The organism is Pseudomonas profundi (assembly GCF_008638305.1).
In the GTDB taxonomy this organism is placed as follows: domain Bacteria; phylum Pseudomonadota; class Gammaproteobacteria; order Pseudomonadales; family Pseudomonadaceae; genus Halopseudomonas; species Halopseudomonas profundi.
Window position 1 is genome coordinate 210,395 of record NZ_VTPZ01000003.1, and the last position, 23,415, is coordinate 233,809.

A 23,415-nucleotide genomic window follows, 5' to 3' on the forward strand; every position below is an offset into this window, starting at 1 on the left:
ACTCCTCAGGTGGTCGGCCCGGTACGATCGGGCACTACCAATGCGGGCCCTTCGGCCAGCTTGGCCAGCCGTTCTTCCAGCAGGACCGGGCGAGCGCTGTCACTGGCGGCGCCCGCGATCAGCAGGGCCACCAGCGTCTGTTTCAGCGCACTCGTCATGACAAGTTCGGGCATGACTCAGCGCTCCAGAAACTGCAATTTTTCGCCCTGGTCGACCCAGTCATCAGCCCCGAGCATGGGCTCGTTTGTCTGGCTGATGACCGGCCAGAGCAACGCCAGCTCGGCGTTCAACCCGGTAAAGTGCGCCTGATCCGGCGGCACATCCTTGTCGGCGAAGATGGCATCAGCCGGGCATTCCGGCACGCACAGGCTGCAGTCGATGCAGGTTTCCGGGTTGATGACCAGAAAGTTGGGCCCTTCGTGGAAGCAATCCACCGGGCAGACTTCGACGCAGTCGGTGTATTTGCAGCGGATACAGTTTTCAGTAACGACGAATGTCATGGCGCAATCTCCAATATTCCAGGTGCCAGCCTGCAACCCCAGCCGACCCGGCACGTGGCCGGGACCGGCTGCTCAGGCAGCAGCGGCGTCCAGTTTCGACATGGCCCAACGCGCGAGCTTGCGCACGTCCGGATCAGGATCATCCATGGCTGCGGTGACGAAAGGACGGCCGTCATCGTGGCCGATGCTGCCCAGCGCGCCGATCGCGGCCTTGCGCAGGTTGCTCATCGGGTCGCGGGAACATTCACCCAGCACTGGAATAGCGCCGATGGCGCCGAGCTTGCCGAGCGCATCGACCGCCTTCTCGCGCACCTGCCAGAAGCTGTCGCGGGTGGATTTAAGCAGTTCGGATAGCGCGTCCTGGTAGTCCAACTTGCCGATGCTAACGGCCGCCTCGATACGTACCTGCCAGTGCTCATCGCCCAGCAGGCGCACAAGGATTGGCCCTACCTGGGCGGGCTCGGCATAGACCAGCGCACCGGTGGCGGCACGCCGCACCTCGGAATCCTCGTCCTGCTGAGTGCGTTCCATCAGCGCTGGAAGGTTCTCCGGTTGCTTCAGCCAGCCAATGACGCCGACAGCTTCGCGGCGTACCAGCGGGTCCGGGTCGGTCAGTCGCTTCAGTGCGGGCGCCTGGGCGGCGGTATTACGCAAGGGTTTGAGCGCACGGAGAATGCCCGCCACCACGAAGTTGTCATGGCTGTTTTCCAGCGCTTCGAGCAGCGGGTAGGCCGCCGCCGGGTCCTTGAGGTCGGCCAGGGCGTGGGCGGCGGAATTGCGCACCACCTCGTCGCTGTCGCCCAGGGCGGCAATCAGCGCATCGGCGATATCCACGGCATCGAATTCATCGACCACCTTGGCCGCCTCCTGACGCACGGAGGGATCCGGGTCGTTCAGTGCCTGGATCAGCAGCTCGGCGGCTTCCGGCTCGCCGCTGTCGACCAGATCGAGCACCGCCACGCGGCGGATGCCCGGATCGCTGGAGGCGAGTTTTTCGGCAATGTCCTGCAGGTCTGGATCGTCATAGGTTTTCATAGCGTTGGCCTCAGCGAAGCAGATAGGGGATGTTGACCTTCACCGCATCGGTGGGGCAGTCGGTTTCACAGGGCATGCAGTACCAGCATTCGTCGTACTTCATGTGCGCCTTGCCGGTGGCTTCGTTGATCCACAGGACATCGAGCGGACAGACGTCGATGCAGACGCGACAGCCCTTGTCGGCGATGCATTTGTCTTCGTCGACGACGACCGGGACGCTGGAGTGGTGGTTGACTATGGGCATGGTTGTTTCCTCGTCAAAGCTAATAGGTTTTGTCGGTCAGGCGTTGGCGGCTTTCTTGACCCGCATCTTGCTGTAGGCGTCCTTCTCTTCGCCGAGGGGCACGATGTACTCGGCAACCGGGCGCTTGCCGCTGGCCATGTTGCCGTCCGCGTCCTTGAACAGCCGGCTGTGGTAGAACCACTCGGCGTTGTCCTGCTCGGGGAAGTCGACGCGGTAGTGGTACAGGCCCCAACGTGATTCAGTGCGGTACAGCGAGGCGCGGGCGGCCATCTCGGCGCAGTCGATGATCGATTGCACTTCCAGCGCGCGCAGCAGCTCGTGCGGGTCGGCGGCCGAGAGCATGGGCAGGTCGTCGCGCACGGCGAGGATGCGCTCCAGGCCGATTTCCATCTTCTTGGTGACCTTTGGCGGCTGCAGGTAATCGTTCACCAGGCGGCGCACCTTGTATTCCATCTGCTCGGGCGGGATTCCGTCCTTGACCTTCATGGGCGCCTGAATGCGCGCAAGTTCTGCGGAGATAAAGGCTTCATCCAGCTGGGGCACGGCGCGATCCTTGACGAATTCAGCCGCGCTTTCACCGCAGATCTGCCCGTAGACGAAGGCGCCGAGCATGTAGTTGTGCGCAACCGAGGCCATGTCGCCGGCGCCATACAGACCGGGCACGGTGGTGGCGCCAGTCTCGTCGGTCCACACGCCGGAGGCGGAATGCCCGGAGCAGAAGCCGATCTCGGAGATGTGCATTTCCACCATGCGCTGGCGATAGTCGACCTTGCGGCCGTCGTGGAAGCGGCCACGCGTCGGACGCTCGTTGGTATGCAGTACGGTCTCGATTTCCTGGATGGTTTCCTCGGCCAGGTGGTCGAGCTTGAGGAACACAGGGCCGGTACCGGATTCCAGCTCCTTGAAGAACTCCAGCATCATCTGCCCGGACCAGTAGTCGCACTCGATGAAACGCTCACCGTAGGCGTTGGCGGTGAAGCCACCAAGCGGGCCGGTGACATAGGCGCAGGCCGGACCGTTGTAGTCCTTGAGCAGCGGGTTGACCTGGAAGCACTCAAGATTCACCAGATCGGCGCCCGCGTGGTAGGCCATGGCGTGGCCGTCACCGCAGTTGGCCGGGTTCTCGTAGGTGCCGAACAGGTAACCGGAGTTCGGCAGGCCGATGCGGCCGGCGGCGCCGGTAGCCATGATCACTGCCTTGGCGCGGATGATGATCGGCTCGGCTGTGCGGGTATTCACCCCGATCATGCCGGCGATATTGCCGTCGGCGTCCTTGAGCAGACGGGTCGCCTGGAAGCGGTTCTCGATCTCCACGCGCACGCGGCGCAGGCGGCGGTAGAGGATCTTCTTGACGTTGTGTCCCTCGGGCATCGGCAGCACGTAGGTGCCCAGGTGGTGCACCTTCTTCATGTCGTAGTCGCCGGTCTCGTCCTTTTGGAAATGCACGCCCCAGGAGTCGAGCTTTTCGATCATCGGGAACGAGCGCTGCGCATAAGCCATCAGCGCCGGCTGGTGCACGATGCCGTCGTTGGCGATGGTGATTTCCTTGACGTATTGCTCGGGCGTGGCGTGGCCGGGGACGACGGCGTTGTTGAGGCCGTCCATGCCCATGGAGATGGCACCGGAGCGTTTTACGTTGGCCTTTTCCAGCAGGATGACCTTGAGCGATGGGTCCTGCTCCTTGACGGTTACCGCAGCCATCGGGCCAGCGGTGCCACCGCCGATCACCAGCACGTCGGTATCGATTACGGGGATGTCGTTGATGGTTGTAGTCATGGCTAATCTCCTATTTCCGCTCTACGCGAAATTGGTATTTGAATGAGTCACCGCGGTAACACAGGTATTCGAAATCAACGGGGCGGCCGCTGCGGTCGTGGGTAAGGCGCTCCACACGGAGGATCGCCTCGCCGGTCTTAACGCCGAGCAGCTCGTGGGTTTCGTCATCGGCCAGCACCGCATCGAGGCCGATATCGGCGCTGCCCAGGGGGATGCCGAAGGCGTTTTCCAGCATGGGAAAGATGTCGCCGGACAGGTCCCGGGAGAACAGCGGCTGGCCTATATCCAGCGGGAAGTAGCTGCTCTCCAGGCACACCGGCTCGCGGTTCAGATAGCGCACCCGCTTGACCTCGACCACGTCCTCGTGGGCCGGCAGGTGCAGCGCGGCAATGACCGGCTTGGCCGGCTTGCACTGGCGAATACTCAGCAACCGCGCGGTCGCCTCGTAACCCTGGGCGGCCATCGCCTCGCCGAAACCCTGCAGGCGCTGCACGTTCTGCACGGCCTTGGGTTTGCTGACGTAGGTGCCCTTGCCCTGGGCGCTGAACACCAGCCCTTCGTTGTGCAGATCGCGCAGCGCCTGGCGGATGGTGATGCGGCTGACCCCAAAGGCATTCATCATTTCGTTTTCGGACGGCAACCGCTCGTGGATGGCGTAACTGCCCTCCAGGATCTTGCGCCGCAGGCTGTCGCGGATCTGCACATACAAAGGCAAAGGCGACTGGCCGGGCATAAGCTGATCAACTCCCTGCATGGCTGCTCTCCCGCTTGTCATGACATGTCATGTCGGGGAAAAACGCGAACATGGCTGATTGAGCACAAATAGGCATGATCAGCCCGCCTTGTTTTGCTGCTGAAAGGCATTCAGGGTCTGCTCGCGGATCAGCTCCAGGCACTGGCGCTTGAGCACCATGAACTCGGGGCTGGTGAGCAATGCCTGTTCGCGCGGACGCGGCAGCGAGACCTTGATGTCGGCAATGATCCGCCCGGGGCTGGCACTCATCACCACGATGCGATCAGAGAGAAACACTGCCTCATCGATGTCGTGGGTGACGAACACCACGGTGTTGCGGAACTCGCGCCAGATCTCCAGCAGATTCTCCTGCATCATGATCCGCGTCTGCGCATCCAGTGCGCCGAAGGGTTCGTCCATCAGCAATACGCTGGGATAGTTGGCCAACGCCCGGGCGATGCCCACGCGCTGCTGCATGCCACCGGACAAATTGGCTGGGTAGGCATCGGCGAAAGCCGCGAGACCCACCAGCGAAAGAAAGGTGCGCGCCACACTACTGGCCTCCGCGCGGCTGGCACCAGCCATCAGCGGCCCGAAGGCGACGTTGTCCTGCACGCTCTTCCAGGGAAACAGCGAGTGCTGCTGGAATACCATGCCGCGGTCCGGGCCTGGTTCAGTGACCGTCTTGCCATCCACGGTCAGCTCGCCGCGGGTGGGATTGACGAAGCCGGCGATGGCGTTGAGCAGGGTTGACTTGCCGCAGCCCGAAGGCCCCAGCAAACAGACGAACTCGCCTGAGTTGATCTCCAGGTTCGCCTGCTTCACCGCTACGGTGCGGGCGCCCTGGTGGCCGAACTCGATGTCTACGCCACTGACCTTGATGTTGCCGCGGCCGTCCACGTTCCGGGTTGATTTCGCCTTGAGCCGGCTGTGATCCAGCACGGCGAGACGGCTATCGGGGGACACTGCGTTCATACGCGACCTCCTGTGGGCTGCCAGCGCAGCAGCGGGCTGCAGGCCTTGCGTACCAGCAGCGTGCTGAGCGTACCGAGCAGCCCGATGGTGAGCATGCCGATGATGATCTGCGGATACTGGATCAGCGTGTAGGACGTCCAGGTGAAGTAACCGATGCCGTACTGGCCGCTGATGATCTCGCCGGCCAGCAGCGAGAACCAGGCCACGCCCATGGCCACCGCCAGCCCGGTGACGATGCTCGGCATGGCGCCAGGGATGATCACGTGCCAGAGAATCGAGCGGTTGCTGGCACCCAGGCAGCGCGCCGCCCGCACCAGCACACCGCTGGTCTGCTCCACGCCGTGCACGGTGTTGAGCACCACCGGGAACAGTGCGCCGAGGAAGGTGATAAACACGATGCTCGACTGCTCGGTGGGGAGCATCAGGATCGCCAGCGGAATCCAGGCCACCGCCGGGATGGGCCGCAGCAGTTCGATATAGGGCAGGATGATGTCTTCGGCCCACTTCGACCGCCCCATCAACACCCCCAGCGTCACGCCCAGTACGACTGCCAGACCGTATGCGACGGCGATACGCTCCAGGCTGTGCGCGATATGCAGGTAGAACTCGCTACCTGCCAGCTCGCCCATGAAGGCTTCACCTACCTGCAGGGGCTCTGGCACATGCTCGAAGTTGACGAACAGGTTGACGTCATGGGTCGTCGCCAGATGCCAGAACACTACTGCCATGATCAATGCCGCGGTGCGTACCAGGTAACGCTTGCTCTTCTCCATCAAGGCATGACGTGCTGCGATCCGTGCGTGGGCCGCCTGTGCCACATCGTCGGCCTGCTCCTGTGTCTGATCCGGCGCATGGGCTTCAACCGTGGCTTCAGCGTGGGAGTCCGGGGCCAGGTCCGCCGGGTGTGACACCGGTGTGGCCATGGCTGCGTTCGCTTTCATATTCATGTCTCTACTCCTTCAACGTCAGGGCAGCATGGCTACGGTGTTGCCTTTGAGCAGCGCAGTCCCGCCGTGGGTGGCGATATGGGTTTCGGAGTCGGATTTCTTCATGAAGGCCACCACTGAGCCGGCATCGTCGCGTACCAGGTAGGCCGCCTTGCCGAACAGCTTCAGCCCGGTGGTGTTGTCATATACATAAGTGGCGCTGACCTTTTCCCCGGCGGCCTGCGCTGTCTTGGCGGCGGCGAGCATGTCGGCAATGGCGGGGAAACTCTGGATGCCCTTGCCCTCGACCCACATCTCTGCGGCGGGCAGCCCCTGGTTGCCCGGCTGCGGGCTAACAACCTTCTGCACCAGAGCCGGGTAATCCAGGCCGGCGCGGGCATAGGCACGTTTGAGATAGCTGTCATCGATCCAGGCATTGAAATCCAGATCGGGGATCTGCATTTCTTTTTGCAGCAGCGCGTGGTCGTACTTCAGCGCCTCGATCCACTGGGGCTTGATGCTGGCTTCCATGGTGGAAATCCCACCCTGGCTGAAGTAGAGGTAGAGCACCTCCTTCTCGACGCCGGTCCACTCGGACACCTTGGTAGCCGCCAGGACCGGGTCGGACTGAATCCAGTGCTGGGCCTCCAGCGTTGCCATCAGCACGGCCTCAACGATTTCGGGATGCTCCTTGGCAAAAGCCTCGCGTACAACGGTGCCGTGGAAGGTCGGCACGCCGGCCTCGCTACCATCGAAGATTTTGCGGGCAGTACCGCGAAATTCCATGATCTCCGACCAAGGACAGAAATCGGCGTGGGCATCTATGCGGCCTGCGGCGATACTGGCTGCGCCTACCGGCGGTGACTGATTGGCGATCTGTACCTGGTCGAACAGGTCAGCATCGCGCAGCGCCTTCAGCGTCATGCCCCAGGCAGCGCTGCCCACCGGTACGGACAGAGTCTTTCCAGCAAGGTCGGCCAGCGACTGGGCCGGGGAGTCGTAGGGAACGACAATGCCGTTGCCGGTGCCCTTGAGGTTGTAACCGGTCACCGCAATGAAGCGGGTCTGCTGCTTGCCGGTTTCCTGGAATTTGGCGCCGTTGACGATGAGCGGGTAATCACCCATGACGCCGAAGTCGAGCTTGGTCGCCAGCATCTGGTTGGTAATTGGTGGGCCGGAGTCGTAATCCCGGAAAACGATCTTGAACTGCGTATCTTCGTACTGCCCCGTAGTGGGCAAGTGCTTTTCGATGAGGTTGAGCTTCTCCAGAATCACGCCACCGGAAACGGTATTGGTCACCATGCTCTGGTGGCCAATGCCGATCTCCAGAGTCTTTGCCGTCGCTATTTCACCGAACAGAAACGTACTGCTTAGTGCGAGAGCAATCAGGCCTTTTCGGTTCGTCATTGTCTTCACCTTGCCGGTTGGTCAACTTGTATTAACAGGTCATAACGCCTGTCATTACCGTTGCACCGGGCGTGCCAGTTTCCTGCACGCGGTAGCTATCTGACTGTTTTACAAAAGAAACGGAAAAGTCGCTGGAGGAGAGCAGGCGCGGACCGCAAGCTGTCATACCGCCCGGCTTTGGTGCAGCGGAAGAGGGAGGGGCTCAGATGTGAGCAACCGGTCGGTGAGCTTTTATAACAAGTGATGCAAGTGGCAGAACCGAGCCTGCACTGCATTGACGACACCCGCGAGGTGCCAGAATGGAGGAATAGTGACGGATCGATGAAAGGAGCAGGGCAGACAGGAGCCGGCTGACCGGCTCCTGTCCCGGCGAATCAGCGCGCGACCGGCGCGATCCGGTAAAACAGGCTATACAACACCGGCAGTACGACCAGGGTCAGTACCGTGGCAAAGCCCAGGCCGAACATGATTACCACCGCCATACTCTGGAAAAAGCCGTCCGTGAGCAGCGGGGCCATGCCGAGGATGGTGGTCAGGGCGGCCATGGACACCGGGCGGACCCGGCTGATGGCGGAGGCGACCAGCGCATCGTAAGGGTCCCGTCCGCTGTCCAGTTGCAGGCGGATTTCGTCCACCAGCACGATGCCGTTCTTCACCAGCATGCCGCTCAGGCTGAGAAAGCCCAGCAGGGCCATGAAGCCGAAGGGGATACCGGTCAGCAAAAAGCCGACGGTGACACCGATGATTGCCAAGGGCACGGTCAACCAGATCACAATGGCGCGCTTGAACGAGTCGAACAGCAGGATGGTGATCAGGAACATCACCAGGTAACCCAGCGGCAAGGAACCGAATACGGCGCGCTTGGCTTTTGTCGAACTCTCAAACTCACCACCCCATTCCAGGTTGTAGCCTCTTGGCAACTCGATGGCTTCAATCCTGGGTTTCAGCCGCTCGAACAGCTGGGCGGCCGTCTCGCCGCTGGTGATTGCCGGGTCGGCCTGTACGGTCAGGGTGCGCTTGCGATCCCGGCGCATGATCAGCGGGTCTTCCCACTCGGTAACAAAGCCGCTGACCACCTGTTCGATCGGTACATAGGTTGCGCGTCCGTTGCTCCATACCAACAAGTCATCCAGTCCGGAGGCATCCAGACGCTCGTCGGCCGGCGTGCGGGCAACGATGGGCAGCATCCGCGTGCCGTCCCGATACAGACCAACATTCAAGCCACTGAAATTCATTTTCAGCATGCTGTCCATGTCGCGCTTGTCGACGCCCAGTTCACGCGCCTGGGACTCGACGAACTGCGGACGGACCAGCTTGGTCCGCTCGCGCCAGTCATGCATCACCGCATCGGAAACCGGATCCTCACGCATGATAGTGGTCGCCTCGGCGCCCAGCTGGCGCAGCACGATCGGGTCGGGCCCGGTAAAGCGCGCCTCGATCTTGCTGTCCGTTCCCGGCCCCAGCATCAACTGCTTGATCTTGGCCTGCACGCCGGGATGTTCATCATGCAGATAGCTGTCGAGCTGCCTGATCAGCGGCTGGATCTGATCACGATTCTCGGTGCGCACCAATAGCTGCGCGTAGTTGGCGTGCCTACGCTGGGGGAAGTAGGTCAGGATAAAACGCAGCGCTCCCTGGCCGATGGTGGTGCTGACCTGTTGCACACCTTCCTGCTGCAGGACATAACGATCGATCTGCGCAACGATCTCCTCGGTATGACGAATATCGCTGCCCTTGGGAAACCACAGGTCGACGAAGAACATCGGCGTGTTGGACGGAGGAAAGAAGCTCTGGCGGACCTGACTGAAGCCGATGATCGAACCGACCATCAAGACCGCCAATACCACCAGAGTGACTGTGCGCTGACGCAGTGCCAGGCCGAGCATGGCGCGGTACGCAGTAAAAATGATGCCGCGGTAGGGATCCGTCGCTTCAGGCTGGTCCGCACCAGGCGCAGCATTCTTGAACAGCAGGCTGGCAAAAAACGGGGTGAGGGTGATCGCGGTGACCCAGCTGAGAAACAGCGAAATCAGCAGCACCTGGAACAGCGAGATGGTGTATTCGCCCGTTGCGTGGTCGGACAGGCCGATTGGTGCGAAGGCAATGATCGCAATGACCGTGGCGCCCAGCAGCGGCATCATTGTCTGGCTGACGATATTGCGCGCAGCCTGCAAGGTACTCTCGCCGCGTTGGCGTCCCACCAATATGCCTTCCACCACGACGATGGCATTGTCCACAAGCATCCCCAGCGCAATCACCAGCGCGCCGAGGGAGATGCGCTGCAGTTCGATGCCCAGTATCTTCATGAAGATAAAAGTGCCCAGCACCGTCAGCGCCAGCACCATGCCGATCAGCAATCCGCTGCGCAGCCCCATGAACACCAGCAGAACACAGATAACGATGGCCACCGAGGCGAGGAAATTGAGCACAAAGCCGCGCACCGAGCTCTGCACTTCATCCGCCTGGTTGTAGAAAACCGCCATGCGCATCCCCGCCGGACGATCCTGATCCAGCTCCGCCAGGCGCTGTGCTACCGCCTCGCCCACATCCACAACATTGACGTGGGCGGCGAAGGATACGCCCAGTCCCAGCGCCGGCTCACCAGCGGAGCGATAGAGATTGCCCGGCCGCTCGGTGAAGCCACGACGCACATCGGCGATATCGCCCAGATAGATCCGTTGGGCACTGCCGGGCTCGCTGATGATCAGTTGTTCCAGCTCGCTGACGCTCTGGAATTCGCCCGTGGGATGCAAGCGAATCGATTCGCTGCCGACCAGCATGTGGCCTGCGTCCGAGACCACGTTCTGATTGCTGAGTACCTGCTGCAGTCGCTGCGGCGCGATGCCCAGACTGGCGAGACGGGCGCGGGAAATCTCCAGATGGATCTCCTCCTGCGGCGCGCCGGCTACCGATACCTTGGCCACGCCGGGCACCAGTACCAGCTCGCGGCGCAGGTAATCGGCGAAATCGCGTAACTCGGTGAAACTGTAGCCTTCACCGCTGAGCATCATGAAGGTGCCAAACACATCGCCGAAGTCATCGTTTATCTGCGGATCACCTACCCCGGGCGGCAAATTGGGTCGCGCATCGTTGACGTGCCGGCGCATCTCGTCCCAGATCTGTGCCAGCTCCTCCGCGCCGTACTGGCTCTGGATTTCGATGGTGATCTGCGACAGCCCGGCGCTGCTGATGGAGGTAATTTCTTCGATGTAGGGCAGCTGCTGGATGGCATTTTCCAGCGGGTAGGTAACTTCCTCTTCCACCTGCTGCGGGGAGGCACCGGGATAGGGCGTCACCACCATGGCCATTTTCAGGGTGAAGGCGGGATCCTCGAGACGGCCCAGCCCGAGAAAGGCGATCAAGCCGCCAATACCGAGAATCAACGCGATCAGCCAGCTGCTGACCCGGCGGTTGATGAAATAACCGGCAACGTCCATTTACAGTCCCCGCTCGCGTTCCCAGGCCCGCACGCTGCGACCCTCCGACAGCTCTGAACTGCCGACGGCGACGATCTGCTCGCCAGGTTGCAGCCCTTCCAGGATCTCGATGCCATTGCGGGTCAGTTCACCCACCTTCACGTCGCGAGCGCTGACCTTCAGTCCGTCCTCGCTATCAGTGACCACCCAGACCCGGCGCTGATCGGCCGTTCCCGTATCCGGACTGAACACAGCCTCGACCGGGACGGTTACCGACAGTTCACCGCTGTGGCGCAGCTTGGCGAAGTCGATAATCACCTTGGCGCTCATGCCCGGCAGCAGGATCAGACCTTCGGGCGGTTGTACGCTCAGTGTGACCTGATAGGTCAGGGTTTTAGGATCCGGCTGACTGGCATGCTCCTTGTAGCGGGCATCGAGGTCGAGATCCGGCAGGTTCTCCATACGCACACGAGGGTGATAATTGGTGACGTTCATATCCCGGCGTAACGAGGACAGCAAATTTTCCGGCACCTGGAACACCACATCCATACTGCCGCCGGCATACAAGGTGGCGATCGGCTGATTGGCCTGCACCACCTGATAACGTTCGACATGGGTGCGCGCCACCAGGCCATCGAAGGGAGCCAGCAAGCGGGTGTAGGCCAGTTGCTGGCGGGACAGTTCAAGTGCCGCCTCGGCCTGATTGAACTGCGCCTGGCGCTCGTCGACTTCCGCCTGCGAGACCATCTTGCGGTCAACCAGCTGCTTCATCCTCTCCAGCTGCGAGCGGGACAGATCGTAGGAAGACTGAGCGTCATTGAGCCGCAAACGGTAATCGGTGTCGTCCAGCTCGGCCACCAGCTCGCCCTGGGCAATCCGCTGACCTTCACGTACAGCCAGGTTGTGTAATTGTCCTCCGATACGAAAGGACAGCTCGGCTTCCTCGGGTGATTTCAGCCGGGCCGGAAATTCCCGAATCTGATTACTTGCAGGATCGCCCACAGTGAAGATCTTGACCGGACGAGGAGCTTGCTCAGGCTCGGTGGTCTGGTCCGAGCAGGCGGTCGCCAGGGCGGCAACCAGGGATACTGACAGGGCGCGAACCCAGCGGTTGAAACACGACATGAGGTCCATCTTCTTTTGGCGTTGAACGTGCCGCGATTATAGGGCAAAGCGGGCACAATTCAGCAAACATAACGGTGACTGGCAGCAAACCTGGGGCCACGTGACGGGCGCTTCGCTTGCCGACCCAGGTTCCCGCGGTTAGCCTTTCGCATCGTCGATTTCAGGAGTGTCCGTGGTATGCAGGTTCGAGGGTGGGATCTTCCGTTGCGTTTGTTTCACTGGTTGTTGGTCGTGGCCGTTACCGGCTCGTTGGCCACCATTTACCTGGGCGGCACCTGGATGGTCTGGCACGAGCGATTCGGCCTGGCTGTACTGGGTTTGCTGGTGTTTCGGGTGCTCTGGGGGCTGGTTGGCTCGACGCATGCCCGCTTCAGTGATTTTTTCCCCACACCACGTGCTCTGCTTGCGCATTTCCGAGGGCACCAGCAGAGCGCAGGGCACACCCCTGTTGGCGGTTTATCGGTGCTCGCCATGCTGGGCCTGTTCGGCTTTCAGGCGCTGTCGGGTCTGGTGGCGACCGACGATATCGCCTTCACCGGTCCCCTGCGCAGTCTGGTGTCCTCCAGTTTCAGCAACACCCTGAGCAGCTGGCATCGCTGGACCGAGGAGTTGATCTACGTGGTGATTGGGCTGCACATTCTGGCGATCGCTGTTTATCAGCTGCGTGGTAAAAAGCTGGTCGGGGCGATGCTGCACGGGAAAAAGGATGTGAGCGAGCCCGTCTCGGACCCCCGCCGTGGCAGCTGGATCGCGCTGCTGGTCGTGCTGATACTCGCAGGACTGGCAGTCTGGGCGGCATCAGGCGCCTGGATTCCGGCACCAGCGCCGGCGCCTGCCACGCCGGCCTGGTAACGGACCCGATTACTTCTGGCGGTACTTGTCGTGGCAGGCCTTGCAGGTCTGACCGACTTCGCCAAAGGCAGTGCGTACCTTGCTTTGGTCGCCTTCGTCAGCCGCGGCAACCAGATTCTCAGCGGCCCGGGTCAGGTCTCCGGAAAGCTTGATGACGTCAGGCGTGTTTTCGAACATCTCAGGCTTCACGCGGGTGACCTGGTCGCCTACATTCGTCTCGGTACCCGGACCAAATAGCGCACCCATGCCCGACTTGGAAATGGCGGAAATGGCATTGGCAGCCGCCAGCACCTGGTCCGGGTTGTAGGAAACAGTTTCATCAATCACCTGCTCCTTGATCTTGCCCATGTTCCAGCCCATGAAGCTGTAACCGGCCTTGCGCAACTTGATCTGATCTTCCGGTGAAACCTCTGCTTGGGCAGTCACGCTGGCTGCCAGCAGAGCGGCGCACAGTGCGCCGGCGATTGCGATCTTCATCCTTACTCCTTATTCAGGGCTGGTTTTACTGTGCATACGAACCGGTACGACCACCGATGAGGCCGAACCGGGACGGATTATAACGACTATACGAAACAAAACTCCGACAGCGCAGGCCTGCGCGGCCCGGTGTCGCAGACCCAACGGATCAATCTTCTTCGGCACGCGCTTCGTTGGCGGCGCGATTGAGCCGGTTCAGCCCACCCAGGGTGTTGAACGCGATGTCAGTACTGGGGAACACCTCACCCACCTGCCCGCTCACCCAGTCGGTCTTGGCCAGCTGATCCATCACCGGCCCTTTAACCTCCGCCAGGTGCACAGTGATATCCCGCTCGGCCAATCCTTCGGTAAGCTCGCTGAGCATATCCAGCCCGGTACCGTCGATATGATTGACCGCCGACATGATCAATAGCATGTGGCGGGTATCGGGATACTCGACCAGTGCCTGCAGCACGCCCTGTTCGATGGCCTTGCTGTTGGCGAAGAAGATGCTTTCATCGACCCGCAGCGCCAGCAGATGCGGCTCGATTTCCACCAGATGGCGGCGGGTACTGCGGAAATACTGGGTGCCCGGCACCCGACCAACGACCGCTACGTGAGGGCGACTGCCGCGCCATAACTGGGAGGCAATCGACAGGCTCACGCCCAGCACAATGCCGCCTTCGATACCGATGAATACCACCCCCAGCGCGGTACTCAGCAGGGTCAGCCCCTCTGCGCGGTCATAGCACCAGGCGCGCCGGAGCCCGGCGATATCAATAAGCGGCGTCACGGCGACCAATATGATGACCGCCAGCACAACCAGCGGCAGACTTGCGAAGAGCGGCGCGATGGTCAACAGGATCAGCGCGATCACGCTGGCAGCGATGACGCCTGCCAGCGGCGTGTTAGCTCCGCCCTCGACATTCACGATCGACCGCGAAAAACCGCCACATACCGCAAAACCACCGGACAAGCCGGCGCTCAGATTAGCTGCGCCCAGGCCGAGTAGCTCGCGGTCGGCATCAATACGTTGGCGTTTGCGCCGCGCCAGCGATTGGGCCAGTGACACGCTCTCGACAAAGCTGACCAGGCTGATCAGCGCGGCAGGCAGAAACAGCGAACGCAGGCTGGCAAAATCCGGCGTCACCCATTGCAGGCTCGGCAGACCGGCGGGCAACTCACCCACCACGGGCACCCCATGAACCGCCAGGTCAAAACCGAGCGTGACGGCCATTCCCAGCACCACCACCAGTATCGGCGCAAGGCGGGAGGCCAACCGGGAAATATCTGCTCTCATCCCGAGCTGCTGCAGATGCTCGGCCATGCGGCTGCGCGCGTAGATCAGCCACAGCAGCCCCAGCAAACCCATGCCCAGTATCAGCGAATTGATGGGCGTCCAGTTATCGAGCAGGTCCTGTGGGCTGGCGGGCATACCGCCAAGGCCAAACAGATGCGGCAACTGGCTGAGGATGATCAAGATGGAGGCGCCGCTGATGAATCCGCTGATCACCGGATGACTCAAAAAATTGGCGAGAAAGCCCATGCGCAGCAGGCCGAGCGCAAACAACATGACGCCTGACAACAAGGCAAGCCAGATCGCCATCTGCAGGTAATGCTCGGTGCCTATCGTAGCCACCGGTGCCAGCAGCGTCGCTGTCATCAAGCCGGTAACGGCGACGGGCCCGACCGACAGATTCATGCTGCTGCCAAACAGGGCATAAGCGATCAGCGGGAGGATGCTGGCGTACAGACCGATCTCCACCGGCAAACCCGCGAGCATCGCATAGGCCATGCTCTGCGGAATAATCATGATGCTGACGATAATTCCGGCGGTAACGTCGCCCCCCAGCCAGGCCTTACGGTAATTGCGCAGCCACGCCAAATAACCATCGCCGCCCGGTGGCTGCAGCCTGGGATTGGTCAACATAGGCGTCTCGCTTGGGGGGCATCAGATACCAGCAACCGTTGCTGCAGGGGAGTCGGGCAAGGCGTCATGCGGGCTATGCTCATCCAGCCTCCGCTGAGCAATACAACCGATACAGGGTATCGATCACTGCCAATGCCTGGGGACTCGCTATACGATAATAGATCTGCTTGCCCTCCCGCCGGGTCTCAACCAGCCCCTCCCGGCGCAGGACGCCCAGCTGCTGCGAGAGGGTCGGCTGCAGAATGCCCAGCTCCGTCTCCAGCTCACCTACGCTGAGTTCGTCCTCGATAATCCGACACAGCAACACCAGACGATCCGGGTTTGCCATGGCTTTCAACAGCCGCTGCGCCTGATCGGCCGCAGCGCGCAGTTTGTCGGTATCCAGGCTTGGTATGGGTTCCTGCATGTAGGTTCCGGTTCCAGTAGGTGCCATGACGCGCATTATTAACTATATGAATAGATAGATTGTAGGCGAATACGCCTTCATCGGCCGTCCGGTCATGATTATTTTCGCCAATGCGTAAATATATGGCGTTGGGATAAAAGCGAAACTCCCCTGCGCAACGCATGGCCACGTTGCTGCGTTTGGTCGATACTGGCAGGCGTTACCAACAACCAGATTACAGGAGTACCCCATCACATGAGCGCAGACCGTTTCGACCTGACCGGCAAAACCGCATTAATTACGGGTGCCTCCAGCGGGCTGGGCGAACATTTCGCGCGGGTATTGGCTGGCGCCGGTGCGCGGGTTATCGTCGCCGCGCGCCGGGTCGAACGTTTGCAAGCCCTGGTGGCGGATCTGCAGGCGCAGGGTCAGGAGGCGCTGGCCGTTGCGATGGATGTGACCGATTCCGACAGCGTCGATGCCGGCTTCAAACAGGCTGAGCAGGCCTGGGGCGTGGCTGACATCCTGGTCAACAATGCCGGCATCAGCAATCCGGTGCCCTTTCTCGACCTGACCGAAGGCAACTGGCGCAGCATGCTCGACACCAACCTGGACGGTGCCTGGCGCGTGGCGCATCGCGCAACCGTCGCGATGGCCAAGGCAGGCAAGGGCGGCAGCGTGATCAATATCGCATCAATCCTGGGTTTGCGGGTGGGTCCGGCGCTCAGTCATTATGCGGTGGCCAAGGCTGGGGTAGTGCAGCTGACGAAGGCCATGGCGGTGGAACTCGCACGCAATGATATCCGGGTAAATGCGCTGGCGCCGGGCTACTTCCGCACTGAAATGAACACTGATTACTTCGATACCGATCAGGGCCAGGACTATATTCGCCGCAAGGTACCCATGCGCCGCCTGGGCGATATGGAAGATCTCAGCGGGCCGCTTTTGCTGCTGGCCAGCGATGCCGGAGCATTCATGACTGGCACTATCATCAATGTCGACGGCGGCCATGTGACCAACAGTCTCTGATCCGAGTCTTCCGCTGAATTCATTTCCGCGCCGCGTATTACGGAAACCTTCTTGAATGCTGCCAAAGCTGTTACCCACTAATGAATGCCTGCTGCGCATAACCGGCGCAGCCTTGCTGGGATTGCTGTTCGCCTTCTTCGCCTGGTCCAGCCAGGAGAAACGGGACCAGTCGTGGGATGCGCAGCTCGCCACCCATTCACAGATGCAGCGTCTGGCTGTGCAACAGTCGCAGCAATCGCTCCGCCGTAAGGCGTTGATGGCAGCCAACAGTGTTTCGGCAGACCCCGATACCCTGCGCCTGATCAGGCGCATCAAGGTACTCGCCGAGCGCGACGGCCTGGACAGCCCCGCAGTCTTGACCCTGCGCGCCCAGCTGGAGAGCGATCTGCGGCGTTTCTGGGTTGTGCTCAAGGAATCCGGTGCCGATCAGCTCAATATTCACCTGAGCCCTGGCGTGGTCAGCCTGCTGCGCATGCATCAGCCGGTCGCATGGGGCGATTCGATGGCAACTATCCGACCCATGGCTGACCGGGTGCAACGCACCGGCATACCGCTTAGCGGTCTGGGTGCAGGACATTACGGCGCGGGCATCCGTGCGATCGTACCGGTGTTCGCCACTGACTATGATGACGAGGAGGTCATTGCCAGTATCGAGGTTGGCTTCGGGCTCGGCTCGGGCCTGCATCAGCTCGATGAAGAGCTGGAATCTGGCCTGGCGGTGTTGGTCAATTCATCGGCGATCAAGGACGTAGTCCTTGATCAGCCCAGCGCGGGTGCGTTCCGGCTCGCGGGCACCGAGTGGCTCATCAATAGCTACTCGCGACCACGTATTCTGCCCTGGCTCCTGGCCGGCCAGCTGCCAGCCGATGCGCTGCAAGGCCAGGCGCAGCGCGTCCAGGTCGATGACCGTCATTACCTGCTTACGCCGATTCTGCTACGGCATTTCAGCAATACCGACACTGACGCCCCGCCACATGCGGTCATGCTGGCCTCACGCGATATCACGCCCCTCTGGAACAGTTACCTCAACGGCAAGCGCCTGTCGCCGCTGTACTGGGGCTTCGGTTACCTGGCTGCATTGGCGTTGATGGGCGCGTTGATGTTGGGCACCCGGTTCGTTGTGCGACGTCAGGAGCAGGCCTGGCGGCAAAGCTTGCTGGAAGAGGCGGATCTGCGCGAGGCAAACCGCAAGCTTTCGGAGATTATCGTTGCCACCCAATCGGCCTACATCAACGAGAACAATCTCAACCAGAGCTTCGATCATCTGCTGGAGCAGATCCTCAGAGTGACGGAAAGCCAGTTCGGCTTTGTCGGGCAGGTACTGCGCGACGAACATGGCGAGCCCTATCTGAAGACCCACGCCATTACCAACATTGCCTGGGATGAAGACAGCGCCGCCATATTCCGCGGAAGAGGCCCCCAGGGCATGATCTTTCGTCGGCTGGACACCCTGTTCGGGCAGGTTCTGGTAACCGGTGAAGCCTACCTGTCCAACGACGCAGCGTCAGACCCCAATAACAATCGGCTGCCGCCCGGCCATCCGCCGCTGGAAACCTTTGCCGGTCTGCCCATCTACTTCGGCGAAGAAATGATAGGCATGCTTGCCCTGGCCAACCGCAGCAGTGGCTACGACGAGCAGCTCACAGCTTTCCTCGCGCCCCTGCTGAGCAGCCTGGGCCAGCTGATTCACGCGCTGGTCAAGGACCGGGAAGAGCGCACCACAGCTCAGCGTCTGGAACACCAACGTCAGGCGCTACGGGCAATGAACGAAATCGCCGGTGTGCCCGAGCCGGATATCACCCGGCAGCTCAAACAGGTTCTGGAGCTGGGCTGTCGCTACCTGGGCATGGACATGGGCATCGTCAGCCATATTCAGGACGAGAATTACCGCGTCGTTGCCGTGCACAGTAAGAACGGGAAAGTAACCGAGGGGCAGCAGTTTCCTCTCGGGACAACCTACTGTGCGCTGACGCTGCAGTACCAGGATGTGCTGGCCATCAATGATATGGAGCAGTCACCTCATAACGACCATCCCTGCTATCGCACCTTTGGTCTGCGCAGCTATATCGCGGTTAGCCTGCAGGTTGGCGACGAGCGCTACGGCACCTTGAATTTCTCTTCATCGGAGCCGCGACCTCATCCCTTCGATGAAACCGACCTGGAATTCGTACGTCTGCTCGGCCCCTGGGTCAGCGAGGCATTGCGACGGGACCTGATGCAACAGGAGCGCGAACAATTGCTGGCGCGCTTCGACAAGCTGACCACACACCTGCCAGGCGTTATCTATCAATATCAACAAGATAGCTCAGGGCACGGCTGGTTCCCCTATTGCAGCCAGGGCCTAGAGGAAATATGCGGCACCAGCACCGAGCAGGCGCAGCAAGATGTCGAGACAGTGCTCTGCAGAATACATGGGGACGATCGTCAGCGCGTCACCGAGAGCATCCAGCTCTCTCGTCAGATGGTTACGGAGTGGCAAGATGAATTCCGCATAGAACACCCCCTTTTCGGCGAGCGCTGGATAGCCGCCATTGCCAGCCCCGAGTCCTTGCCCGATGGCACCCTGATCTGGCACGGCTTCGCTGCCGATATTACCCAGCGCAAACAGATGGAAATGGCTCTGGAGCTGGAACGCGCGCGGCTGGCCAGCATTATTCAGGGCGCCAACCTGGGCACCTGGGAATGGAACGTGCAAACCGGTGAGACTGTTTATAACCAACGCTGGTATAACATCAACGGCCGCACGCCCGCGGACATCCAGGCCACGACGGTGGATGTCTGGCGAGAGCTCATCCACCACGAGGACCGCGGGGAGGCGGATCGCCTGATACAGGCGCACCTCAACGGGAAGCTTGAACACATCGATTTCAGATACCGGGTACGGCACAAGGATGGCCACTGGGTCTGGGTTCATGACCGTGGCCAACTCATCAGCCGTGACGCCAACGGCCAGCCGCTCTGGGCCAGTGGGACATGCACGGATATTACCGATGACATGCGACGCGACACGGAAATCCGACAGGCGCGGGCGTTCCTCAGGGCCGTTATCGATGCTTCCACCGAGGTGGCGGTGGTCACGACAGATCTGGAAGGCAGTATTACCCTGTTCAACACCGGTGCCTGCAAACTGCTCGGCTACAACGCCGATGAGATGATCGGCAAGCGCACACCGGTAAGCTACCACCTGGATAGCGAACTGGAGCGGCGGGCGCAAATACTCAGCACCGAGCTTGGCTATGCCGTGGACCACCGCGAAGCGCTATTGGCCAATGCGCGCCGCGGCAAACCGGAAACCCTGCCCTGGACCTATATCAACAAGAACGGCAGTCAGCGGCTGGTCAACCTGACCGTGACCGGCATCCGCGATCAGAATAATGAGTTGACCGGCTTCCTTGGCGTTGCCACGGATATCACCGAACTCATCCAGGCAACCCGCGAGCTGCAGCGCAGCGAAGCCCGTTTCCGCAACATGGTGAGTAATCTGCCCGGAGCGGTCTATCGCTGCGCGGCGGATGAGCATTGGACCGTCACCTATCTGAGCGATGAAATCGAAGTGATCACCGGTTATCCGGCAGAGGATTTCGTCAACAGCCAGGTGCGCAGTTACGTCAGCATTATTCACCCCGAAGACACACCGCGTAATCGAGGCGGGGCGGCGAACCTGGCCCAGGGCGAAAGCTTCGAGCTGACCTATCGAATCGTTCACGCCCAGGGCCATGAAATCTGGGTGCGCGACAAGGGCCGCGGCGAATACGACAGCGAGGGCCGACTGCTGTGGATCAGCGGCTTTGTTTGGGACGTCACCGAGCGCTACCGGATTGAACAGATGAAATCGGAGTTCGTCTCCACCGTCAGCCATGAGCTACGCACACCGCTAACGGCCATCAGCGGTGCATTGGGCCTGATCGAAGGCGGCGCGCTGGGCGAGTTGCCTGCGCCGATGCACAAGATGCTGGCCATTGCTTCGAACAACAGCCGCACCCTGACCCATCTGGTGAACGATCTGCTGGACCTGGACAAGCTGGCGGTCAATCGAATGCATTTCGACATGCAACATGTACCGCTGCAGCCATTGCTGGAGCAGGCGCTGGATGCAAACCGTAGCTACGCTGACCAGTTCGATGTCACGCTGCGCTGTGGTCAGGTAGATCCGGTACTGGTCCACGCCGATCCGCGCCGGCTGGCCCAGGTACTGGCTAACTACCTTTCCAATGCGGCCAAGTTTTCCCATCAGGGCGGTACCGTTACCCTTGATGCCCGTTACGCTGAGGGTCGTGTTTGCATCAGCGTCGTCGATGAAGGTGAAGGTATACCGCAGGAAGCCCACGCCCGGTTGTTCGAGCGTTTCTCTCAGGTCGACAGTTCAACGACCCGGCGGCGCGGCGGAACGGGATTGGGGCTCGCCGTGACCAAAGACCTGGTGGAGCATATGGGAGGGCAGGTCGGGTTCGAATCCGAACCTGGCAAAGGCTCGGTGTTCTGGTGCGAGCTGGCTGCAGAACCGACCGACGGAAGTGAAACCTGATGGACATTGATCAGCTGCAACGCAGCACGGATGCAGGCGGAGTCACCGCTGGAGCCCCTTACATGAAACAGCTTGAACGTATCCTGCACATTGAAGACGACGTATCGATTCAGGAAATTGCTCGGGTCGCCCTGGAAGTTCTCGGCGGCTTCACCGTCAGGACCTGCGCCTCCGGGGCCGCAGGCCTGGCCGCCGTGGAGCACTTTCAGCCGGATCTGATCCTGCTGGATGTGATGATGCCCGAAATGGACGGGCCGGAAACGCTGCGCCAACTCGAACAGATGCAAGTGCTCGACAGCTGTCCGCTGGTGTTCATGACCGCCAAGATGCAACCCGAAGAGATCGACGAATACAAGCGCCTGGGCGCCGCCGACGTTATTGTCAAACCGTTCGACCCCATGGCGCTGTCTGACCAACTACGACAGGTCTGGGAGGCTTGGCATGGACAAGGCTGAACAACTTCGCCAGCAGCTGGCGATCCTCGCCGATGGCTTTCGCGAGCGTCTGGATAGCGAACTCCCCGCGCTGGAACAGTTGGTACATGAGCTGCCCGACACATGGCAATCTGCTTCAGACTCGCTGCAGTATATTCGCGAACAGCTGCACAAGTTGGCCGGTGCGGCGGGCACCTTTGGTTACCCGGCCCTGGGCGCGCGCGCGCGCGAGCTGGAACTCTATGTCCGCGAGCTGAAGGAACGCGAGCAATGTGACAGCATCTCACGGCAGACCCTGATCGAAGGTTTCAGTCAACTGGCCCTGCTGCGACGCAACGAAACGCAAGAGTCGCCGGTCGCTCCGCCGCAACCCGCTGATGAGCGCATCGATCGTCCGCACTGCATTCATGTTCTTGAGCACGACGATCAGTTCGCCAATCGTCTGTGTCATACCCTGGAGAGCTTTGGCTATCAGGTGGTGCTTCACACCCAGACAAGTGAACTCCTGCATGCCTTGAAGGGGGCTGAAGCAGATGCGCTGATTCTAAATATCAGCCCCGATGCCCAGAACAGCGACTTGCTCGGGAAGCTCCAGGAAATTCAGGCACAACGCACCATGGCTTTGCCGTTGCTCCTGATCAGCGACAACGAGGATTTCGAACTTCAGTTGAGCGCCGTGCGCGCTGGGGCCCAGGGGCTGTTCACCCGACCGGTGGATCTGGCGAAGCTGGAAGACCGACTCGAGCGCTGCTTCAACAATCTGCTAAGCGAGCCGTTCCGCATCCTGTTGGTCGATGACGATGAAACCCTGGCGCAGCGGTATCAGGCGGTGCTGAACAACGCGGCCATGCGCGTGGAGATCGTCAATGATCCGCGCAGACTGCTCGAGCAAATGGATGCCTTCATGCCGGATGTGATCCTCATGGATATCAATATGCCGGACTATTCGGGGCCCGAGCTGGCGCAGATCATCCGTCTGGACGACAACTGGTTACGCGTGCCGGTGGTGTATCTGTCTGCCGAGACCGACGTTACCCGGCAGAAGGATGCCCTGCTCAAGGCCGGGGACGATTTCATCACCAAGCCGATTTCCGACAATGCTCTGGTCAATGCCGTGTATTCCCGCGCCCAGCGCGCCAGGCTGCTCAGCCAGGCGTTGGCGCGCGACAGTCTGACCGGCCTGCTCAAACACGCCGACATCAAGGAGCAGGTGGAAATCGAACTGGAGCGCGCTTGCCGCACGCACCGCCCGGTGAGCATCGCCATGATCGACATCGATCACTTCAAATCGGTCAACGATCAGCACGGGCACGCGGTGGGCGACAGCGTGATTCGCGCGCTGGCCAACCTGTTGCGCCAGCGCCTGCGCAAGATCGACCGTCTGGGGCGCTATGGCGGCGAGGAGTTCGTCGCGGTGTTGCCCGATTGTCACGCGGCAGACGCCAAGCGCATCCTCGATGAGATCCGCGTTGCTTTCAACGAACTGCAATTCAGCGGCAGCAATGGCCTGTTCCGCTGCAGTTTCAGCGCCGGTATCAGCGCCTGCCAGGCACCACTGTGGGAGCCCCGTGAGCAGCTGGAGCGGGCCGATGCCAAGCTGTACCTGGCGAAATCGCAGGGCCGCAACTGTGTGATCGCTGCGGCCGAGCGGCCTGATGCTGTCTGAA

Annotated in this window: 19 protein-coding genes; 5 read left to right on the forward strand and 14 right to left on the reverse strand. The window is 61.0% G+C overall.

Translation table 11 applies throughout. From position 1 onward, the window contains the following. Window positions 1–5: 5 nt before the first annotated feature. The 11 genes from FZE95_RS19590 to FZE95_RS06090 form a co-directional block, all read right to left on the reverse strand. A complete protein-coding gene (locus FZE95_RS19590; RefSeq protein ID WP_190324510.1) occupies window positions 6–173 on the reverse strand; it encodes a hypothetical protein in 168 nt (55 codons plus the stop codon). A gap of 3 nt (window positions 174–176) precedes the next feature. Further along, a complete protein-coding gene (gene fdxA, locus FZE95_RS06045; RefSeq protein WP_150299938.1) occupies window positions 177–500 on the reverse strand; it encodes a ferredoxin FdxA in 324 nt (107 codons plus the stop codon). A gap of 72 nt (window positions 501–572) precedes the next feature. Further along, the gene (locus FZE95_RS06050; protein WP_150299939.1) at window positions 573–1,535 is read right to left on the reverse strand and encodes a HEAT repeat domain-containing protein; all 963 of its coding nucleotides are present in this window, start codon (window positions 1,533–1,535) and stop codon (window positions 573–575) included. A 10-nt stretch (window positions 1,536–1,545) separates the two neighbouring features. Continuing rightward, a complete protein-coding gene (locus FZE95_RS06055; RefSeq protein ID WP_150299940.1) occupies window positions 1,546–1,779 on the reverse strand; it encodes a 4Fe-4S dicluster domain-containing protein in 234 nt (77 codons plus the stop codon). A 36-nt stretch (window positions 1,780–1,815) separates the two neighbouring features. Beyond that, on the reverse strand, window positions 1,816–3,555 hold the full coding sequence (locus FZE95_RS06060) for a fumarate reductase/succinate dehydrogenase flavoprotein subunit (RefSeq protein ID WP_150299941.1): 1,740 nt from the start codon (window positions 3,553–3,555) through the stop codon (window positions 1,816–1,818). A gap of 10 nt (window positions 3,556–3,565) precedes the next feature. After that, window positions 3,566–4,309, reverse strand: a complete 744-nt coding sequence (locus FZE95_RS06065; protein ID WP_150299942.1) for a GntR family transcriptional regulator — start codon at window positions 4,307–4,309, stop codon at window positions 3,566–3,568. A 78-nt stretch (window positions 4,310–4,387) separates the two neighbouring features. Next, a complete protein-coding gene (locus tag FZE95_RS06070; RefSeq protein ID WP_150299943.1) occupies window positions 4,388–5,263 on the reverse strand; it encodes an ABC transporter ATP-binding protein in 876 nt (291 codons plus the stop codon). Further along, window positions 5,260–6,036 carry an ABC transporter permease gene (locus FZE95_RS06075; protein WP_190324518.1) on the reverse strand — a complete coding sequence of 259 codons (777 nt, stop codon included), beginning with the start codon at window positions 6,034–6,036 and terminating at the stop codon, window positions 5,260–5,262. Before FZE95_RS06075 ends, FZE95_RS06070 begins: the two co-directional genes overlap by 4 nt. 192 nt (window positions 6,037–6,228) lie before the next feature. Further along, the gene (locus FZE95_RS06080) at window positions 6,229–7,596 is read right to left on the reverse strand and encodes an ABC transporter substrate-binding protein (protein ID WP_150299944.1); all 1,368 of its coding nucleotides are present in this window, start codon (window positions 7,594–7,596) and stop codon (window positions 6,229–6,231) included. 374 nt (window positions 7,597–7,970) lie between these two features. Further along, window positions 7,971–11,033 carry an efflux RND transporter permease subunit gene (locus tag FZE95_RS06085; RefSeq protein WP_150299945.1) on the reverse strand — a complete coding sequence of 1,021 codons (3,063 nt, stop codon included), beginning with the start codon at window positions 11,031–11,033 and terminating at the stop codon, window positions 7,971–7,973. Beyond that, window positions 11,034–12,137 carry an efflux RND transporter periplasmic adaptor subunit gene (locus FZE95_RS06090; protein ID WP_163982000.1) on the reverse strand — a complete coding sequence of 368 codons (1,104 nt, stop codon included), beginning with the start codon at window positions 12,135–12,137 and terminating at the stop codon, window positions 11,034–11,036. A gap of 177 nt (window positions 12,138–12,314) precedes the next feature. Between FZE95_RS06090 and FZE95_RS06095 the strand changes: the two genes are divergently transcribed. After that, complete coding sequence (locus FZE95_RS06095) at window positions 12,315–12,989, forward strand: cytochrome b/b6 domain-containing protein (RefSeq protein WP_150299947.1); 675 nt, start codon at window positions 12,315–12,317, stop codon at window positions 12,987–12,989. Window positions 12,990–12,998: 9 nt separating this feature from the next. Here the strand turns inward: FZE95_RS06095 and FZE95_RS06100 are convergent, their stop codons facing one another. The 3 genes from FZE95_RS06100 to FZE95_RS06110 form a co-directional block, all read right to left on the reverse strand. Next, a complete protein-coding gene (locus tag FZE95_RS06100) occupies window positions 12,999–13,466 on the reverse strand; it encodes a c-type cytochrome (RefSeq protein ID WP_150299948.1) in 468 nt (155 codons plus the stop codon). Window positions 13,467–13,614: 148 nt separating this feature from the next. Then, window positions 13,615–15,375: a SulP family inorganic anion transporter gene (locus FZE95_RS06105; protein WP_150299949.1), complete on the reverse strand. Its 1,761-nt coding sequence runs from the start codon at window positions 15,373–15,375 to the stop codon at window positions 13,615–13,617. Between the two features lie 79 nt (window positions 15,376–15,454). Beyond that, complete coding sequence (locus FZE95_RS06110; protein ID WP_150299950.1) at window positions 15,455–15,781, reverse strand: ArsR/SmtB family transcription factor; 327 nt, start codon at window positions 15,779–15,781, stop codon at window positions 15,455–15,457. Between the two features lie 234 nt (window positions 15,782–16,015). Here FZE95_RS06110 and FZE95_RS06115 point away from each other — a divergent pair, with 234 nt between their 5' ends. The 4 genes from FZE95_RS06115 (at window position 16,016) to FZE95_RS06130 (ending at window position 23,414) form a co-directional block, all read left to right on the forward strand. After that, window positions 16,016–16,789: an SDR family NAD(P)-dependent oxidoreductase gene (locus FZE95_RS06115; RefSeq protein ID WP_150299951.1), complete on the forward strand. Its 774-nt coding sequence runs from the start codon at window positions 16,016–16,018 to the stop codon at window positions 16,787–16,789. Window positions 16,790–16,844: 55 nt separating this feature from the next. Further along, window positions 16,845–21,314: a PAS domain-containing protein gene (locus FZE95_RS06120; RefSeq protein WP_150299952.1), complete on the forward strand. Its 4,470-nt coding sequence runs from the start codon at window positions 16,845–16,847 to the stop codon at window positions 21,312–21,314. Window positions 21,315–21,376: 62 nt separating this feature from the next. Beyond that, the gene (locus FZE95_RS06125) at window positions 21,377–21,769 is read left to right on the forward strand and encodes a response regulator (protein ID WP_150299953.1); all 393 of its coding nucleotides are present in this window, start codon (window positions 21,377–21,379) and stop codon (window positions 21,767–21,769) included. Further along, on the forward strand, window positions 21,756–23,414 hold the full coding sequence (locus FZE95_RS06130) for a diguanylate cyclase (RefSeq protein ID WP_150299954.1): 1,659 nt from the start codon (window positions 21,756–21,758) through the stop codon (window positions 23,412–23,414). The genes FZE95_RS06125 and FZE95_RS06130 overlap by 14 nt, the downstream gene beginning before the upstream one ends. Window position 23,415: the final 1 nt, after the last annotated feature.

Excerpts from the sequence above, each read along its gene's own strand:
- FZE95_RS19590 (WP_190324510.1), bottom strand. The coding sequence starts at position 173 with ATGCCCGAACTTGTCATGACGAGTGCGCTGAAACAGACGCTGGTGGCC.
- fdxA (WP_150299938.1), bottom strand. The coding sequence starts at position 500 with ATGACATTCGTCGTTACTGAAAACTGTATCCGCTGCAAATACACCGAC.
- FZE95_RS06050 (WP_150299939.1), bottom strand. The coding sequence starts at position 1,535 with ATGAAAACCTATGACGATCCAGACCTGCAGGACATTGCCGAAAAACTC.
- FZE95_RS06055 (WP_150299940.1), bottom strand. The coding sequence starts at position 1,779 with ATGCCCATAGTCAACCACCACTCCAGCGTCCCGGTCGTCGTCGACGAA.
- FZE95_RS06060 (WP_150299941.1), bottom strand. The coding sequence starts at position 3,555 with ATGACTACAACCATCAACGACATCCCCGTAATCGATACCGACGTGCTG.
- FZE95_RS06065 (WP_150299942.1), bottom strand. The coding sequence starts at position 4,309 with ATGCAGGGAGTTGATCAGCTTATGCCCGGCCAGTCGCCTTTGCCTTTG.
- FZE95_RS06070 (WP_150299943.1), bottom strand. The coding sequence starts at position 5,263 with ATGAACGCAGTGTCCCCCGATAGCCGTCTCGCCGTGCTGGATCACAGC.
- FZE95_RS06075 (WP_190324518.1), bottom strand. The coding sequence starts at position 6,036 with ATGGAGAAGAGCAAGCGTTACCTGGTACGCACCGCGGCATTGATCATG.
- FZE95_RS06080 (WP_150299944.1), bottom strand. The coding sequence starts at position 7,596 with ATGACGAACCGAAAAGGCCTGATTGCTCTCGCACTAAGCAGTACGTTT.
- FZE95_RS06085 (WP_150299945.1), bottom strand. The coding sequence starts at position 11,033 with ATGGACGTTGCCGGTTATTTCATCAACCGCCGGGTCAGCAGCTGGCTG.
- FZE95_RS06090 (WP_163982000.1), bottom strand. The coding sequence starts at position 12,137 with ATGTCGTGTTTCAACCGCTGGGTTCGCGCCCTGTCAGTATCCCTGGTT.
- FZE95_RS06095 (WP_150299947.1), top strand. The coding sequence starts at position 12,315 with ATGCAGGTTCGAGGGTGGGATCTTCCGTTGCGTTTGTTTCACTGGTTG.
- FZE95_RS06100 (WP_150299948.1), bottom strand. The coding sequence starts at position 13,466 with ATGAAGATCGCAATCGCCGGCGCACTGTGCGCCGCTCTGCTGGCAGCC.
- FZE95_RS06105 (WP_150299949.1), bottom strand. The coding sequence starts at position 15,375 with ATGTTGACCAATCCCAGGCTGCAGCCACCGGGCGGCGATGGTTATTTG.
- FZE95_RS06110 (WP_150299950.1), bottom strand. The coding sequence starts at position 15,781 with ATGCAGGAACCCATACCAAGCCTGGATACCGACAAACTGCGCGCTGCG.
- FZE95_RS06115 (WP_150299951.1), top strand. The coding sequence starts at position 16,016 with ATGAGCGCAGACCGTTTCGACCTGACCGGCAAAACCGCATTAATTACG.
- FZE95_RS06120 (WP_150299952.1), top strand. The coding sequence starts at position 16,845 with ATGCTGCCAAAGCTGTTACCCACTAATGAATGCCTGCTGCGCATAACC.
- FZE95_RS06125 (WP_150299953.1), top strand. The coding sequence starts at position 21,377 with ATGAAACAGCTTGAACGTATCCTGCACATTGAAGACGACGTATCGATT.
- FZE95_RS06130 (WP_150299954.1), top strand. The coding sequence starts at position 21,756 with ATGGACAAGGCTGAACAACTTCGCCAGCAGCTGGCGATCCTCGCCGAT.